The sequence below is a fragment of the Gordonia sp. 852002-50816_SCH5313054-c genome (genome assembly GCF_001665925.1).
In the GTDB taxonomy this organism is placed as follows: domain Bacteria; phylum Actinomycetota; class Actinomycetes; order Mycobacteriales; family Mycobacteriaceae; genus Gordonia; species Gordonia jacobaea.
Genome location: NZ_LZTE01000068.1, coordinates 23,502 through 39,977, shown reverse-complemented (window position 1 = coordinate 39,977; position 16,476 = coordinate 23,502). Strand labels below are relative to the sequence as shown.

Sequence of the window (16,476 nt, the reverse complement as noted above, 5' to 3'; positions counted from 1 at the left end):
GGATGTGGGTGCTGCAGCGCACACATCCTTCGATACGACACACATTCAGGGACAGTCCTCTTCGGCGGGCAGCCGGGCGAGGACGAATTGCCCCTGCCCGGTGATGGTCTGCTCGACGTCGACCGCGCCGGCCGCCCGCAGGCGATCAACGATCTCGGTGCGGCCGAAGATCCGATACCCGGTGAGCGCGGTGACGGTTCGGACTCCCGGCAGTCCGGTCAGGTTGGTGACCACGGAGGTGAACACCGCGACCTCGCCACCTGGTTTGGCAACCCGGACCAGCTCGTCGATCACCGGCAGCGGGTCGGGGATCAGGTACAGCGCGGCCAGGCAGACGACGGAGTCGAAGGTGTTGTCGCCGAACGGAATCGAATGCGCGTCGGCGCGGATGTAGGCGACCCGTTCGCCACTGTTCGTGGCCACGGCCTTGGCCAGCATCGTCGGCGAGAAGTCGATACCGACGCATCGGCCGTCGCCGGTCAATCCCGTCGACAGCCTGCGCGTGTAATTGCCCGGGCCGCACGCGACGTCGAGGATGCTGCGCTCACCGGGCCGCGCCAGATGCGCAACCAGTTCGCGGTCGGCGACCGCGGTCGACGACCCGCCGAAACTGAACAGTCGGGTGAACGCCGGTCGCCACAATCGCTCGTAGACCTCGCTGAACAGTCGGTTGTTCATGGCCCGCTGGGCCAGCGAGGTCATGGGTGAACCTCAGACGCGTTCGTCGCGCGCGACGCGCAGGGTGTGCAGCGTGGTGGCCAGCGAGTCGTACTGCATGGCGAGCAGGACGAAGGCGATGGCACGGCGTTCGTCGAGATGGCGACGCAGCGACGTCCAGGTGGTGTCGCTGATGTCCTTGTCGGCGATCAATTCGTCGACGGCCTGCAGCATCCACTTCTCCCGATCACCCCAGCCCGCGTCGTGGCCGGAGATGATCTGGGCGAACTCGGCGTCGTCGATACCTGCACGTTTGCCCAGGCGGCGATGGTGGTCGAGTTCGTAGTCGCTGCCACGCAGATGCGCGACCCGGATGATCACCATCTCCGACTCGCGGCGCGACAGTGAGCCGAAGGGCATCAGCCTGCTCGAGAAGTAGAGCCACGCGCGGAAGAGCCCGCGCGTGCGGCCCAGGGTGGAGAAGACGTGAGCGTCGCGGACGCCGATGACGCGTGCCGCGCCCCTCGCGAACACCCAGTTGATGAGTCCGAGGTCGCTCAACGTTCCCGGAGCAACACGCGGGCCGGTTGCCACGTCACCTTCGCTGGTCGTCATGAACGCAACGGTAGACTACAGAATTCATGACGGACATCACACCACGGACGTTCAACAGCATCTCAGAGCTGACCGCAGCGATCGGCGAGGACCTCGGCTACGGGGACTGGTTGGAGGTCACCCAGGACCGCATCGACGCCTTTGCCGACGCGACCGGCGATCACCAGTGGATTCACGTCGACCCCGAGCGCGCGAAGGACGGACCCTTCGGTGCGACGATCGCACATGGCTACCTGACTCTGTCGCTGCTCCCGCTACTGGCGGGCGACATCTTCACCGTGAACGGACCCAAGCTGGTGATCAATTACGGACTCAACAAGGTCCGCTTTCCCAGCCCGGTCAAGGTCGGGTCGCGAATCCGCGCCAACGCCGAGATCGTGTCGATCGACGACAGTCCGGCCGGGGTGACCATGGTGGTGCGCAGCACGGTGCAGATCGACGGTGTGGAGAAACCCGCCTGCGTCGCCGAGAACGTGCGCGTGCTCGTCTACTGAAATCACCGCCTGACTCATCACCGATGAGGGCAGCCGCTGCGTGCAGGTGAGCCGCGTAAACGAGCGTCGAGCCAACTCATCGCGTCAGGAAAGCCGATCACGGCGGCGGTGACGTGTTCGCCGACGACGTCACGGTATTGAGCGTTCGCGCCGAGTCGGCACTGTTCGAGGAACAGGTTGCGCGCCCCGGCGGCCGGTATCCACCACTCCTGGGCGCCGTTGTAGATGTAGAGCGGAACCGCCGATCGGGTGTCGGACATCTTTGTCACGCGGTAGATGTGTTCTGCGATGGGCGAATGGAACGGATCACCGACGTTCGCCATCAACTGCATCGGCATGAATGTGGCGCCCGCGAGGGCCTCGGGTATCACGCACACGTTCTTCAACGGCGACGGCGCAATCCACTGAGCAGGGTTGTTGGCCATGGTGAGGATCTCGGGCCGCTCACGGGCAATACCGAACGTCGCGGCATGGAACAGTCCCGTCGCGAGGTTGGCGTTCATACTGCCGACGAGCATGCGGAAGTCGGCAGGCACACCGCCCAGTGCCGCCCCGACGACGCGCGGCGCGAGTTCAGGCGCGTACCCGGCCAGGAGTTTCGCCGCGCCGGCGGTGGCGATCGAGCCGCCGGAGTATCCGCTCATCGCAATTGCGCTTTGCCCGAACATCTTCGGCTTCAGGTTCGACGCGGCGCGGATAGAGTCGAGCACGATATGACCTGCGACGACGGGCTCTGCATATGCCATCCGCGGGCCCTGGTGGTCGGGGATCAGCACGCCATAGCCGTGGGCAAGCGCGAGCTGCGTCGTCGGAGGCAGTAGGTCTGTCACACCACTTGCGATCGAAAAGCCATGGGCAAGCGTGTAACCCGGGTTGCACGCGGTCCCGAGTGAATCGATGGGGAGGTTGTTCAGGAGGATCGGTCGGGGTCCGCGCACCGGTGCGGACGCGGTAGGAGTTATCAGCGTCGCGGTACCGAAGCTCGGTTTTCCGACGGCGTCGGTGCTGCGGAACTTGATGAGCGTCGCCGACGCAATCGGCACGGTGACCACCGGCGCGGCCGGCGCGGTCACGTCGCGGGTCGCGATGACGGTGCCGGGCTGGAGGGAGCCGAGGTTCGACGGCCACCGGTCGAACATGGGATCCCCGGTCGGGGTAGGCAACGTCGCCTCGCGCAATTCTTGTGTCCGCCAAGACAACCCGGGTGACTGTGCGCGCAACGGGATGGTCGACAGATGTGGAAAGGGTGGTGCGGGGACGACGCGGTCGATGGTATCGGGGACCTGTTGGGGGATACCCATCATGTTCGGCGGATCCGCTGCGGCGACGCCCGGGGCAATCGCGGCGACAACACACGCCAGCAGGAAGACGGCGGCGGAGTTTCGCCGCGATGGGTGTCGCCGTGACGAACGCATGGCGCCTTGCCTCCAGACCGGGAGAAGGGAAGCACCCCCGACGGCTGCTTCCCCTCTCCCGCGCCCACCATAGGGCTGCATCCTGATCGTTCGACCCACAAATGGCTACGCCGTATGACATGTGATTGATCTGTAACCCTCGGACCGGGGTCCGCTTGTGCGACAAGAAGAGTTGTCGAGAATGCGTCGACTGCGTCATAGCGACTGCGTCGACTACGTCAAAGGCGACTGCGTCGACTGCGTCAGAGCGACATGTAGGGCGACACGCTGCTGCGATGCGAGTCGATGCGCAGGCTCGAGCCGAGCGGCGGGAATGCGCGCTGTGCACAGTGCTGGCGTTCGCACACGCGACATCCCGCGCCGATTGGGGTGATTCGCGCCTGCGGGCCGATTTCGAGGCCGTCCGAGTAGATCACTCGAGCGGCGTGGCGCAGTTCGCAGCCAAGTCCCAGCGCGAACGTCTTGCCCGGCTGGCCGTATCGCACCGCCCGCCTCTCCACTGTGCGTGCGACCCAGAAGTAGTCACGGCCGTCGGGCATTTCGGCGATCTGCGTGATGATCTTTCCCGGATAGGCGAACGTCTCGTAGACATTCCACAGTGGACACGTGCCGCCGCTCGACGAGAAGTGAAATCCCGTGGCGGACTGTCGTTTCGACATGTTTCCCGCGCGGTCGACGCGGACGAACGACCACGGCACACCACGGAGATTCGGGCGTTGCAGCGTCGAAAGTCGGTGGCAGATGGTCTCGTAGGAGACCGCGTAGAACGCCGACAGGCGTTCGATGTCGTAGCGAAAATCCTCTGCCGCACCGTGAAACTGCGTGTAGGGCAACAACACTGCGGCCGCGAAGTAGTTGGCCAGTCCGGTCTTCGCGAGCGCCTGCGCCTCGGTGTTGGTGAAATTCGCCTCGTCGACCAATTCGGTGAGGAGATCGTCGAATTCGACGAGCGCGAGTTCTGCGGCAAGTTTGAACGCCCGCTGGCCGGCCGACAGCGCGGCCGAGACCTCGAGACGTCGTGTCGTGGGGTCGAATCGGTGCAGGAGGTAGTCGCCGAGGTCGACGCGCGGCGCGATCGTCACCCCGTGGACGCGTTCGAGCCGGTCGGCGATCTCCCGTCGGACGTCGCCCGAGTGCATCCGCATGCGTGCGTTGAGCTCTTCTGCCGCGACGTCGAGTGCGTGAATGTAGTTGCGGCGCTGGTAGAAATAGTCGCGCACCTCCTCATGGGGTGCGGTTATCGATCCGCGCATGGCGCGGTCGCTGCGTTCGTCGGTCGCCGCGGCGAGCTGGTCGATCGCAATCCGATACCGGCGATGCAGATTCACCATCGCCTGCGCCATGTCGGGGTGAGCCGAGACCATCGCCGCGATCTCCTGCGGGTCGGCGGTCGTCGGCGCGGCCTCGATGTCGTCGTCGAGCAGCGCCTCGCGCAGTTCTGCGACGAGTCGGACGTCGTCTTGCGAGTCGAAGAACCCGCCGTCGACTCCGAAAGCCTCGGTGATCCGCGCCAGCACCGACGCGGTGAGCGGGCGGGCGTCGTGTTCGATCTGGTTGAGGTACGACGCGGAGATGCGCAGCGTCTGCGCCAACGCCACCTGCGACAGCCCGCGTTCGGAGCGGAGTTGCCGCAAACGCGATCCGACATAGGCCCTGTTGTTCATAGGTCGCCGCAGTTCATAGGTCGCCATTTCGTCGGACCCGCTCAGGGTACGGTGACCCGATGCGTGGGCGGTGGGTTCGACGGTGGGTGGCAGCGACGCTGCTCGGCTGCGTCGCTGCCACGCTCGCGGGCTGCGGCGACGATGACGCGGTCGTGACCGCCACGGCCGTCGCTCCCGCCGATCTGCTGCTTCGGCCCGCGCAGTTGCCTTCCGGCTTCGCGACGACGCAACTGACCGTCTCCGACCTCGTCGACTCCGACCGGGCCCAACTGGCCGCGGCACGCGCCGACGGTGTGGTGCCGCAGGAGTGCCGCCCAACCGCCGATACGAGCTTCACCGAGAAGGTCAGCGAGTCGAACTCAGCGGTGTTGGCGGCGAGCGCGGCCGACGTCGGGCTCGTCGAGCTGGTGTCCACCGTTCGACGCGACATCGACGACGACATCCGCACGAGGAGCGGGCAGTGCCGAACGACGCGAACCACCGTTGCGTCGGGAAGCCTCGCGGGTGCGACGGTCACCACCGAGTCGACGACGCTGCCCGACCCGCCGGAGGTCGCCAACGGTCCCGACGGACTCAGCGTCGAACGTGCTTTTCTCTCGCGGTCGGATGTGTCGACGGCACTGCCGGATTCGACGATCCGCAAGCAGGTCGGATATGTCGGATATGCGCTCGTGAAGCGCGCCGGAGGAGCGGTATTCACGGTCGCTCTCACGGTGAACGGCCCTGCCGGACGGGCGCAGAACCCGCCAGCCGACGCGGTGGAGCCGATGCCGTCGTCGGCCTTCGTTGATCTCTTCGGCACAGCCCTGAGCGCGGCCGCGCGGTGACGAGGAGTGGCGTCGGCGCCCGGGAGTACCTCGAACCGCAGTGTGAAACACGCCACATGTGAGGTGTCGGGAGTCTTTCCGGCGAGCGTCGACGCGGTGTGCCGCCGTGGGCGGGCCACCGCTGAGGCGTATCGAGAAAACGCAGTACGCGCGTACTTTTTAACGTCCTGCTGACGACTCTTCACATCTCCAGATTTGCAAAATTTGCAAATCTTCGCCACATGGTTGGCGCATTTTTGCAGTCAAAGGGGATTGGACCTGCGCGTTTCCGTTGTGGCACCCTTGAGTCAGGCGTTTCCGGGAAGTGCCGAAGAGTTCGCAAACTACGATCACACGCTGTGATGGTCGTCACACATGTGAGCTCGACGCGCGCCCGGAGGCCTGACACCACCCGGCCTGGATGCATTCCCTGGCAGCCTCGGCCGGGCCCATATAGGCCCCGGTCTCTGTGAGCCGGACAAGCATTCGTCCCGGGAGATCGGGACGAGCAGCACAACGAAAGCGAAGTGGCTAATGAGCAACGTCGGAAAGCCCCGCACCGCCGCGGAAATCCAGCAGGACTGGGACACCAACCCGCGGTGGAAGGGCATCACGCGCGAATACACTGCCGAGCAGGTTGCCGAGCTCCAGGGCACCGTCGTCGAGGAGCACACCCTCGCTCGTCGTGGCGCCGAGATCCTGTGGGAAGGCGTCAACAGCGACAACTACATCAACGCCCTCGGCGCGCTGACCGGTAACCAGGCCGTGCAGCAGGTGCGCGCGGGCCTCAAGGCCATCTACCTCTCGGGTTGGCAGGTCGCCGGTGACGCGAACCTCTCCGGCCACACCTACCCCGACCAGTCGCTCTACCCGGCCAACTCGGTGCCGGCCGTCGTGCAGCGCATCAACAACGCGATGCTGCGCGCCGACGAGATCGCCCGCGTCGAGGGTGACAACTCGGTCGACAACTGGGTCGTGCCGATCGTGGCCGACGGCGAAGCCGGCTTCGGTGGCGCCCTCAACGTCTACGAGCTCCAGAAGGCCATGATCAAGGCCGGCGCCGCCGGTACCCACTGGGAAGATCAGCTCGCCTCGGAGAAGAAGTGCGGCCACCTCGGTGGCAAGGTGCTCATCCCCACCCAGCAGCACATCCGCACCCTGACCTCGGCTCGCCTGGCTGCCGACGTTGCCAACACCCCGACCGTCGTCGTCGCTCGTACCGACGCCGAGGCCGCAACCCTCATCACCTCCGACGTCGACGAGCGCGACAAGCCGTTCGTGACCGGTGAGCGCACCACCGAGGGCTTCTACAACGTGAAGAAGGGCATCGAGCCCTGCATCGCGCGTGCCAAGGCCTACGCTCCCTACGCCGACCTCATCTGGATGGAGACCGGCAAGCCCGACCTGGAGCTGGCTCGCCAGTTCGCCGAGGCCGTCAAGAGCGAGTTCCCTGACCAGCTGCTGGCTTACAACTGCTCGCCTTCCTTCAACTGGAAGCAGCACCTGGACGACGCGACCATCGCGAAGTTCCAGAACGAGCTCGGCGCGATGGGCTTCAAGTTCCAGTTCATCACCCTGGCAGGCTTCCACGCCCTCAACTACTCGATGTTCGATCTCGCTTACGGCTACGCCCGCGAGCAGATGACCGCTTACGTCGACCTGCAGGAGCGCGAGTTCGCTGCTGAGGCTCGTGGCTACACCGCCACCAAGCACCAGCGCGAGGTCGGTGCGGGCTACTTCGACCGCATCGCCACCACGGTCGACCCCAACACCTCGACCGCAGCTCTGAAGGGCTCCACCGAGGAAGGCCAGTTCCACTAGGAACCAGCCCGCCTCTCTGAGGTTTTGCGCATCAGGCGGCTCGCAGCGTTACGTTGCGGGCCGCCTGTTGGCATATCTGGGGGCTTCCGGGCGTGCACCGGAGCTGCTCGTGTGCTCGCCAAATACGTTGTCGCGCATAGGTTATGGGCAGAGTGGATCGGGTCGGCGTTGATCTGAATGGAGGCAGTGGTGGCGGACGCATGGCGTGTCGGCGTGGTCGGTGCGGGCCAGATGGGCGCGGGGATCGCCGAAGTGTGTGCTCGGTCGGACGCAGACGTACTGGTCTACGAACCGACGCGTGAGCTCGTCGCCGGTGGCCGGTCGCGGATACTGCGCTCGCTCGAGCGGGGAGTGTCGAGCGGCAAGCTCACCGAGCGTGAACGCGAACAGGCGGCGTTGCGACTGCGATTCACCACCGAACTCGACGGTTTCGCCGACCGGCACGTCGTCTGCGAGGCCGTCGTCGAGGACGAGGCCGTCAAGACCGAGCTCTTCGCCGTCCTCGACAAGACCGTGTCGGATCCCGGTGCCGTTCTGGCGTCCAACACGTCGTCGATTCCGATCATCACGCTGGGCATGGCGACCCAGAACCCCGCGCGTGTGGTCGGCCTTCACTTCTTCAATCCTGTCCCGGTGCTACCGCTCGTCGAATTGGTGTCAACGCTGCACACGGGTGCCGACATCGTCACGCGCGCAGAGTCTTTCGCCAACGCGGTGCTCGGCAAGCAGGTCATCGCGTCTGCCGATCGGTCGGGGTTTGTGGTGAACGCGATGCTCGTACCGTACCTACTCTCGGCAATTCGATTGGTGGAGAACGGATTTGCCGACATCGAAGACGTCGACCGAGGCATGGTTCTCGGCTGTGCGCACCCCATGGGTCCGCTGCGGCTTGCGGACATGGTCGGACTCGACACCGTCACGGCGATCGCCGACCGCATGTATGCGGAGACAAAAGAGGCGCTGTACGCACCGACGCCGTTGCTGTTGCGCATGGTGGAGGCCGGACACCTCGGCAAGAAGTCGGGGCGTGGCTTTTATCAATACGCCGACGACCAGCAGGCACGATTCTGACTGTGTGCGGTATCACAGCGATTCGACAATTAGTGCTAGCAGATTGCTTGCAATAGCTAGCAAACGTGGCATACTGGTTTACGGAACCACTACAAGTGCTGGTGCGGCACCTATCGAGAGCAGAAGCGACAAAGTGGTTTGCCTCCTCGATATGCCTTGTGCCGCAACCTTTTTTGGTGACCAATGACTAAGGAGATCGCCATGACCACCACCGAACGCAATCTGCCCAGCCCGTTCTATGCCGTGGTTGGCGCGGGAGACCTTGCACTCAAGCAGGTGAGCGACGCTGTCACGCAGATCAAGGAGCGCACCGAGGCTGCGGGCGAGACCGCTCAGACCCGCTTCGAGGAGACCCGCGGCCGCCTGAACGCGCTGCCCGAGGAGCTCCCCGGCACCATCGAGTCGACCATCGACGACCTGCGCACCAAGCTGTCGCCCGAGGAACTGCGCAAGGTTGCCGACGGCTACGTCGAGTTCGCCACGACCATCTACACCTCGCTCGCCGAGCGCGGCGAAGAGGCCGTCGGCCGCCTCTGGCAGCAGCCGATCGTGCAGGAGGGCCTGACCCGCGCGGAGAAGACCTACAACGACGCCGTCGACCTGACCGAGGACGCACTCGGCGTGGTCTCGCATCAGACTCGCGCCGTCGGTGAGCAGGCTTCGAAGCTCGCCACGCTGGTCAGCACCCGCGTCGGCGAAGCGGGCGATGCCCTCGATGACGCCGTCGACGATCTCAGCGGCAAGGTCGAAGAGGCCGCCCTCGAGGTGAACGAGAAACTCGACGAGGCAAGTGCAGCGGTCACCGAGGCCGGCAAGACCGCCAAGGCCCGTAGCGCGACCGCAGCGTCGAAGATCGACGGTGCCGCAGGCGCGGTCGAGGGCAAGGCGCGCACCGCAAATGCGTCGCCCGCCAAGAAGATTGCCGCCAAGCGGACCACCACGGCTGCTCCGGCAAAGTCGACCACCGCGACCAAGTCGACCACCGCCAAGAAGTCGACCACGGCCAAGAAGAGCACCAGCTAACCCATTTCGGGTAGCAGAGTTCGCGTCCCGCGTACTCGGACCTCACGATCGATGATTCGATCGTGCAGCGTCCGAGTCGCGGGACGCTCTGCGTTGACGAGACCATCCACGTGGCCGCTAGCCGGGTGAGTCGATGGTGAGTACGGCGAGGACGTCGTCGTCGGTGCTGTAGGTGTGCGGGCGGTCGCTGATCCATTGCAGTGATTCGCCTGCGCCCGCGGGCTTTTCGTCGCCTACGGGTCCAGCGACCAGGTTTCCGCGCACCACCCGGACATGTTCGACGACGCCTGCGCCGTGTGCGGGGGAGCGTCGGACTCCTCCGGAGGAGACGTGGAGCCAGAAGACCTCCGTCGTCGAACCGTCGTCGTGATGTTCGACTTGGAGTAACCGTGCGGTGAGGTGCGTGCCGTCGCCTTCGGTTCCCGACGCCTCGCCGAGGAGTGCCGTCAGTGGCACGCCGAGCGGGCCTGCCACGGCATAGAGCGTGTCGAGGGTGGGGTTGCGTTGTCCCGCTTCGAGTTCGGAGAGTGAGCCCTTGCCGATCCCGGCGGCGCGGGCGAGTGCGGACAGGCTGAGGTTGCGTTCGATGCGTAGCGCGGAGATCCGCTCACCGACGTCTCGTCGTCGATCATCACGCTTCGAGTCGCTCACAACTCCGTCGACCACGTGCCTGCCTTCCGCTTCATTCGTCGGTCGCGGTGGGCACCGCTCCCGAGTGTTCTGTTTACAGAACGATACCGCTATGCTGGCATCGTGACCACACAGCAGCGGGTGTCGAACACCGAGCCGATCGTCGCAGGCATCGTCACCGCGCTCGTCGGTTTCACCTCGTCCTTTGTGGTCGTTGTCTCCGGGCTCCGCGCTGTCGGCGCGTCGTCGACGCAAGCCGCCTCGGGTCTGTTGGCGCTGACGGTGACGTTCGCGCTCGGCATCATCGTGCTGTGTCTGCGCTATCGGATGCCGATCACCCTGGCATGGTCGACCCCGGGCGCAGCCCTCCTCGCGGCGATGGGCGCGAGCTACCACGCGGGCTGGCCAGCCGCCGTCGGAGCATTTCTCGTCGTCGGAGTTCTCGTCCTCGCAACGGGATTGATCCCGGCGCTCGGCGATCTCATAGCGAGAATTCCGACTCCCATTGCACAGGCGATGCTCGCGGGCGTGCTGCTGACCCTCTGTCTGGCGCCGATCAAATCCCTTGCGGTGCAACCGTTGCTGACCATTCCGATTCTCGTCGTGTGGTTGTGTGCCACTCGCTGGTTGCCGCGCTGGGCGTTGCCGCTCGCTCTGATCACGGCACTCGTCGTGATCGGAATCTATCTCGCGGTGCACGGCGTCGACTCCGCGGCGCACACCGAGTGGTGGCCGCAGATCACTTGGACCACACCGCATTTCGACGCCTCGGCGATCGTCGGGATCGCGATCCCGCTCTACGTGGTCACGATGGCATCGCAGAACGTGCCAGGCGTTGCGGTGTTGAAGTCGTTCGGCTACCAGACCCCGTGGCGGGCTTCGATGTTCGTCACGGGTACCGGAACGGTCATCGGCGCGCCGTTCGGTGGCCACGCGATCAATCTGGCGGCGTTGTCGGCAGCGCTCGCCGCAGGTGACGAGGCCGGACCGGATCGTTCTCGACGCTGGATCGCCGGGATCTCGGCGGGCGTGTCGTACCTGATCCTCGCAGCACTGTCGGGGGTGCTGGTCACGATCACGGCGATCGCGCCGCACGGTCTGCTCGAAACTGTTGCGGGACTGGCGCTACTCGGCACCTTCGCCTCGGCGCTCGTCGGTGCGCTGGCGCAGGAGGAGTATCGGATTCCCGCCGCACTCACGTTTGTGACCGCGGCCGCGGGAATCTCGTTCTGGGGCATCGGTGGAGCGTTCTGGGCGCTCGTCGTCGGACTCGTGGCGCACACGGTGCTTCGACGCCGCGACGAGTCGGGCGCCGGATCGGCTACGCGGGACTGAACCTTGCGCGACCTAACTGACGTAGAACCAACGCGCTCAGACGGATTCGGCGAGCCGCTTCTTCTGGGCCTCGATGTCGAAGTCGGCCTTCGGCCATTCGAGGTCGAGCCCTTGCAGTGCGGAGATCAGCAGTTCGCAGATCGCGAGGCGCGAGAACCACTTCTTGTTCGCGGGAATCACGTACCAGGGTGCGGCGTCGGAGTCGCAGCGATCGAAGATCGCCTGGTATGCCGCGAGGTAGTCGTCCCAGAACGGGCGTTCGTCGATGTCGGCCGGATTGAACTTCCAGTATTTGTCCGGCCGTTCGAGGCGCTCGGCGAGACGCGTGCGCTGCTCCTCCTTGGAAACGACGAGCGCACACTTCACGATGGTCGTTCCGGTCGCGACGAGGTCGTCCTCGAACTCGTTGATCGTCGCGTAGCGCCCTTCCCATTCCGATTGCGGCACAAGGTTGTGCACTCGCACGGGCAGCACGTCCTCGTAGTGGGAGCGATCGAAGATGCCGATGCGTCCCGCAGGCGGCACGGCCTTGCGGATGCGCCACAGGAAGTCGTGTTCGAGCTCTTCGGGCGTCGGCTTGCCGAAACCCTTGATGGACAAGCCCTGTGGGTCGACGAGGCCGCCGACGTGACGCACGATCCCGCCCTTGCCCGCAGTGTCCATCCCCTGCAGCACGAGCAGGACCGATCGGTGATCGCCCGACCGGCCGTTGGCGAACAGCAACTCCTGGAGGTCGGCGAGCACCTCCCCACGCTCGGTGAGCAACTCCGCACCGCGGTCACGGTCGCCGTCGAAGCCGGGGGTCGAGTCGGGATCGAAGTCGGCGATCGGCCCGAGCGTCGATGCCCGCAGCGACTCGGTCGCGGGCGTCGTCCATCCAGCCTTCTTAGCCATCGAAGCTGACCTCCTCAGGTCTCGTCGGTTGTGTCAGCACGGGAGGGTCGGCGATGAACGCTTCGCGTGATCCGTTGACGCGTGCGATCCCGGTGACCGAACTCCAGACCATCATCGTCAGGTAGTCGATCAGGTCGTCGACGGGAAGCTCGCGGTCGGTCATCCACCAGTCGACGGCGCGCTGCATGCCGCCAACCAGAACGTGCGACCAGACCATGGCGCCCGACGTGTCCGCGGCGCGCTCCTCCATCCGCGCGACGATGGTCGCGGTGAGCAACTGCGCGACCAGACGTTCCGATTCGACGGTCCCGACAGACGACGTCGGAGAGTTCGTCAGGGCGAAGCGGTAGAGGCCGGGATCGTCGGCGACGGCTCGCACGTAGACGCCGATGACGGTTCTGGTCAGGGTGTACTCGTCGGCGTCGTCGGAGATCGCCTCCGCCAATCGAGGGAGGAGCGTTGTCTCGAAGAAGCGCACCGTGACCGCTGTGCCGAGGTCGTTCTTGTCGCTGAAGTATCGGTAGAGCACGGTCTTGGAGACGCCGATGTGCGTGGCGATCTCGTCCATGCCGGCGTCGGCTCCGAGTGCCCGCACGGCCTCGATGGTGCCGTCGGTCAACTCGCTGCGGCGTTCCTGTTTGTGCTTTTCCCAGCGCTGTCTGCGACCGTCCGGCTTGACCGCGTCGTCGGTGACCGCACCCAACAGGGCCTGTTCGACCCCGCGTGTCACATGTGCGGCAGCCGAAAGCGCAGTACGTGCCGCGGCCGCAGGGCTTGGCCGGTTGGGTATCACTCGGCCAGCCTAATCCCCGGGAGAGGGTAGAACTTATTGAGTGTCGACAGTGATTCCGGACGTATCCGGCCAACCGGGGCAGACGCCCGCGCGGGCGAAGGGGTCGTCGCCGGGATTCGGTGCCGCCGACGGACCGGGTGATCAGCGCCGCCGACGTGACCTCCGCAAGATGAAAGTGGTCTCGACCGGCTTCCTCGTGGTGGCCGCGATCGTCTACCTCTGCATGCGCTACCTCGAGCATCGCGACGGCGCCGACGTGGCGGCATGGGTGGGTTACGTGCGAGCGGCGTCGGAAGCGGGCATGGTCGGCGGACTCGCCGACTGGTTCGCGGTGACCGCGCTGTTCAAGCATCCGCTGGGCATTCCGGTACCGCACACGGCTCTGATCAGGAAGAAGAAGGACGAGATCGGAGACCAGCTCGGCGAGTTCATCGAAGAGAACTTCATGACGCCCGCCGTCGTCGTCGAACGTGCGGAACAGCTCGACATGCCGCGCAGAGTCTCGACGTGGCTCGCCGATCCCGCGAACCGTCCGCGGATCTCCGACGAGGCGGCACGCGCGATCAAGCTGGCCTCGGAGATGCTCGGCGACGAGGACATCGAGCAGTTCATCCAGGCCGTGCTGAAATGGGCGGCAGAGCCGGAATGGGCGCCCCCGATCGGCCGAATTCTGGAACAACTCGTCGACGAGGACCGGCTCGATCCGGTCTTCCAGTTGCTCTGCGACCGCGCCTACGACTGGGCCGTCGGAAGCCAGGACCTCATTGAGCGTGTCGTCGACCGCGACGTCGGACCGTCGTGGAAACCGAAGTTCGTCTCGACGCTCGTCGGCGACAAGATCTACCGAGAACTCGTCGACTTCACCTACAAGGTCAAGACCGATCCCGATCACGAGATGCGACGGTCGATGCATCAGTTCGTCGAACAGTTCTCACACGACCTCCAGCACGACCCCGTGATGATCGAGCGTTTCGAGGGCATCAAGCACGACCTCGTCGGTAGTGCCGAGGTCGCCGACGCGGCGTCGACCGCATGGAACACCGGCAAGGCGGTCATCGAGCAGATGCTCGAAGACCCCAACAGCACGCTGCGCAACACCCTGACCGACGCCGTCATCCGACTCGGAACGCGCATCCGCGACGACCGCCCGCTGCAGGAGAAGATGAACGGCTGGGTTGCTCGGGTGGCTCAGCACGTCGCGACGAACTACTCCCGCGAGATCATCTCCGTGATCACCGAGACCGTGCGGGGCTGGGATGCCGACGACACCAGCCGGAAGATCGAACTGCAGGTGGGGCGCGATCTTCAGTTCATCAGGATCAACGGCACCGTGGTCGGTTCGCTGGCCGGACTCGCGATCTACACGGTGTCGGTTCTGATCTTCGGGTGACGTGACTGCTTGCACGAGCTAGCACGCACCCCGATACTGGCATGGGGCAGCGAGTATCGGGAGTGAGAAGCAGTGCAGAGCAAACCAATCCCATCGAACGACGACGCGAACACCGGGTCCGACGACGCGGGCGAGGTCGTCGAGCAGACGGTTGACGAGGCTGTCGAGGCGGCAGGGGATGAGGGTTCGAGCAACCCCGTCGAGACGGTCGCCAACGCGGCACAGGACGTAGTCGCGACGGCGGCGCAGGACATCGGTTCGTTCATCCGCTCACAGCGTGTGGCAGCGGAGGTCTCGCTGCGTCAGCTTGCCGACCGTGCGGGAGTGTCGAATCCGTATCTGAGTCAGATCGAGCGCGGGCTGCGCAAACCGTCTGCGGATGTCCTGGCGCAAATCGCCAAGGGACTGCGTGTGTCCGCCGAGGTGCTCTACGTGCGCGCGGGCATCCTCGAGGAACGCCCCGCGAGCCCCGTCCGTGATGCGCTGCTGATCGACACGTCGATCAGTGAACGGCAGAAGCAGATGCTGCTGGAGATCTACGAGTCCTTCCAGCGCGAGAACCGCGAGAACGACGCAGACCCGACCGTCGGCAAGCACGACTAGAGTGTGATTCGTGAACTTTGTGAGCTTCATGGCTGCGGGCCAAAACCTGATCCTGTGGGTGCTGACCGTCGTCGCAGGTGTTGCGGCGATCGTGTCGCTGATCCACGCGTCGATCCAGCGCTCCGACGCCTTCCCTGCCGTCGATCGGCAGAAGAAGGTCATCTGGGTGGCGATCCTTGCCGCTGCAACGGTGTTCATCTGGTTCTTTCAGGCGCCGTCGCTGTTCTATCTGATCGGCGTCGTGGCCGTCCTGGTGTACATCGTCGATGTGCGGCCCCGCGTCGACTCGATTCAAGGGAAGTCCTGGTTTCGGAAGGTCGGGCGCTAGTGACGTTGGGGGCCCGAACTGCCTGAATCGCTACGTGTCGATCCCCTGCAGGGAGTGGCGGGAGCCACGATGGGTGGCGAATACACTCTGATTCATGGCTGAGTATCGGATCAACGAGCTCGCGGACGCGTCGGGAGTCAGTGTTCGCAACATCCGCGTGTATCAGGACCGCGGACTGCTCCCGCCTCCGACGATCCGCGGCCGCACCGGTTGGTACTCCGAAGAGCATCTGGTCCGCCTCAACCTGATCTCCCGCATGCTCGAGCGTGGCTACACCTTCGCGACGATCAGTGAACTCCTGCATGCCGCCCACTACGGGATGAAGGTCGAGCACGTGCTGCGCGGCGAGCCCAAGGGCGGCCGCTTCCGAAACTTCAAACGCGCCGCGACCATCACGATCACCGAACTGCGCAAGACGCTCAATGCCTCGGACAAATCGATCGCGCTCGGCCAGAAACTCGGTCTGTTGGTCAAGGACGGCGCCCACTACGCAATCAAGAATCCCGAGGTCCTCGAGGGTGCCGAAGTTCTGGTCAAGAGCGGCATCGACATCGATGTCCTGCTCGATCGGTTCGTCCGTGTGCAAGACGACCTCGAAGACGCGGCGCGCAGTTTCGTCTCGATCATCACCGACAAGTACTTCGACGAGAAGCTGCCAGAACTCGGCGAGGCCAACGTCAGCAAGATGGCCGAACTCATCCAGACGGTCCGACCGATGGCCCACGACATCGTCGAGACCACGTTCCGCAAAGCCCTCGACGACGAGATCTCCAAGGCCATCGGCGAGGCGTCGACCTACTTCGACGCCGCGTCAGGCGGGCCCGAGGCAGACACTGACGGGGAACCGGCCGAGGCGTCGACCTATGAGCCATCGCCGTCGAATCTGACAACGGGTAGTGTTACATCGGAAGATGTCATTCGCGAGTAGCGAGCACCA

General features: G+C 65.0%; 17 protein-coding genes. 10 read left to right on the top strand and 7 right to left on the bottom strand.

Annotated elements, in window-relative coordinates; all coding sequences use genetic code 11:
• Positions 1-45 precede the first annotated feature (45 nt).
• Together A5788_RS17760 and A5788_RS17755 are read right to left on the bottom strand one after the other, a co-directional pair.
• The gene (locus A5788_RS17760) at positions 46-702 is read right to left on the bottom strand and encodes a class I SAM-dependent methyltransferase (RefSeq protein ID WP_064868980.1); all 657 of its coding nucleotides are present in this window, start codon (positions 700-702) and stop codon (positions 46-48) included.
• Between the two features lie 9 nt (positions 703-711).
• Positions 712-1,272 (bottom strand): carboxymuconolactone decarboxylase family protein, encoded by a 561-nt coding sequence (locus A5788_RS17755; protein ID WP_064868978.1) that lies wholly within the window; start codon positions 1,270-1,272, stop codon positions 712-714.
• A 26-nt stretch (positions 1,273-1,298) separates the two neighbouring features.
• Here A5788_RS17755 and A5788_RS17750 point away from each other — a divergent pair, with 26 nt between their 5' ends.
• A complete protein-coding gene (locus A5788_RS17750; protein ID WP_064868975.1) occupies positions 1,299-1,766 on the top strand; it encodes a MaoC family dehydratase in 468 nt (155 codons plus the stop codon).
• A gap of 17 nt (positions 1,767-1,783) precedes the next feature.
• Here A5788_RS17750 and A5788_RS17745 read toward each other — a convergent pair whose 3' ends face one another.
• Together A5788_RS17745 and ramB are read right to left on the bottom strand one after the other, a co-directional pair.
• The gene (locus A5788_RS17745; protein ID WP_082937873.1) at positions 1,784-3,181 is read right to left on the bottom strand and encodes a lipase family protein; all 1,398 of its coding nucleotides are present in this window, start codon (positions 3,179-3,181) and stop codon (positions 1,784-1,786) included.
• Positions 3,182-3,423: 242 nt separating this feature from the next.
• Positions 3,424-4,845 (bottom strand): acetate metabolism transcriptional regulator RamB, encoded by a 1,422-nt coding sequence (gene ramB, locus A5788_RS17740; RefSeq protein WP_049697635.1) that lies wholly within the window; start codon positions 4,843-4,845, stop codon positions 3,424-3,426.
• A 59-nt stretch (positions 4,846-4,904) separates the two neighbouring features.
• On the opposite strand from ramB, the gene A5788_RS17735 reads away from it, so the two are divergent.
• From A5788_RS17735 to A5788_RS17720, 4 genes are all read left to right on the top strand, one after another.
• A complete protein-coding gene (locus A5788_RS17735) occupies positions 4,905-5,672 on the top strand; it encodes a hypothetical protein (protein ID WP_064868972.1) in 768 nt (255 codons plus the stop codon).
• A gap of 513 nt (positions 5,673-6,185) precedes the next feature.
• Positions 6,186-7,472, top strand: coding sequence for an isocitrate lyase (gene aceA / locus A5788_RS17730; protein ID WP_005209419.1), 1,287 nt, complete (start codon positions 6,186-6,188; stop codon positions 7,470-7,472).
• A gap of 177 nt (positions 7,473-7,649) precedes the next feature.
• Positions 7,650-8,543 carry a 3-hydroxybutyryl-CoA dehydrogenase gene (locus tag A5788_RS17725; RefSeq protein ID WP_064868969.1) on the top strand — a complete coding sequence of 298 codons (894 nt, stop codon included), beginning with the start codon at positions 7,650-7,652 and terminating at the stop codon, positions 8,541-8,543.
• Positions 8,544-8,744: 201 nt separating this feature from the next.
• Positions 8,745-9,566, top strand: coding sequence for a hypothetical protein (locus tag A5788_RS17720; RefSeq protein WP_049698014.1), 822 nt, complete (start codon positions 8,745-8,747; stop codon positions 9,564-9,566).
• 117 nt (positions 9,567-9,683) lie between these two features.
• Here the strand turns inward: A5788_RS17720 and A5788_RS17715 are convergent, their stop codons facing one another.
• On the bottom strand, positions 9,684-10,217 hold the full coding sequence (locus A5788_RS17715) for a helix-turn-helix domain-containing protein (RefSeq protein ID WP_064869150.1): 534 nt from the start codon (positions 10,215-10,217) through the stop codon (positions 9,684-9,686).
• Positions 10,218-10,319: 102 nt separating this feature from the next.
• Here A5788_RS17715 and A5788_RS17710 point away from each other — a divergent pair, with 102 nt between their 5' ends.
• Positions 10,320-11,531: a benzoate/H(+) symporter BenE family transporter gene (locus tag A5788_RS17710; protein ID WP_064869149.1), complete on the top strand. Its 1,212-nt coding sequence runs from the start codon at positions 10,320-10,322 to the stop codon at positions 11,529-11,531.
• 36 nt (positions 11,532-11,567) lie between these two features.
• Here the strand turns inward: A5788_RS17710 and A5788_RS17705 are convergent, their stop codons facing one another.
• Positions 11,568-12,425: a polyphosphate kinase 2 family protein gene (locus A5788_RS17705; protein WP_064868966.1), complete on the bottom strand. Its 858-nt coding sequence runs from the start codon at positions 12,423-12,425 to the stop codon at positions 11,568-11,570.
• A complete protein-coding gene (locus A5788_RS17700) occupies positions 12,418-13,215 on the bottom strand; it encodes a TetR/AcrR family transcriptional regulator (RefSeq protein WP_231894135.1) in 798 nt (265 codons plus the stop codon). Before A5788_RS17700 ends, A5788_RS17705 begins: the two co-directional genes overlap by 8 nt.
• 52 nt (positions 13,216-13,267) lie before the next feature.
• On the opposite strand from A5788_RS17700, the gene A5788_RS17695 reads away from it, so the two are divergent.
• From A5788_RS17695 to A5788_RS17680, 4 genes are all read left to right on the top strand, one after another.
• Positions 13,268-14,608, top strand: a complete 1,341-nt coding sequence (locus A5788_RS17695; RefSeq protein ID WP_152930014.1) for a DUF445 domain-containing protein — start codon at positions 13,268-13,270, stop codon at positions 14,606-14,608.
• Positions 14,609-14,680: 72 nt separating this feature from the next.
• Positions 14,681-15,211, top strand: a complete 531-nt coding sequence (locus A5788_RS17690) for a helix-turn-helix domain-containing protein (RefSeq protein WP_064868964.1) — start codon at positions 14,681-14,683, stop codon at positions 15,209-15,211.
• Between the two features lie 10 nt (positions 15,212-15,221).
• Positions 15,222-15,539, top strand: coding sequence for a DUF2516 family protein (locus A5788_RS17685; protein WP_064868961.1), 318 nt, complete (start codon positions 15,222-15,224; stop codon positions 15,537-15,539).
• A gap of 94 nt (positions 15,540-15,633) precedes the next feature.
• Positions 15,634-16,467 carry a MerR family transcriptional regulator gene (locus tag A5788_RS17680; protein WP_064868958.1) on the top strand — a complete coding sequence of 278 codons (834 nt, stop codon included), beginning with the start codon at positions 15,634-15,636 and terminating at the stop codon, positions 16,465-16,467.
• Positions 16,468-16,476 lie beyond the last annotated feature (9 nt).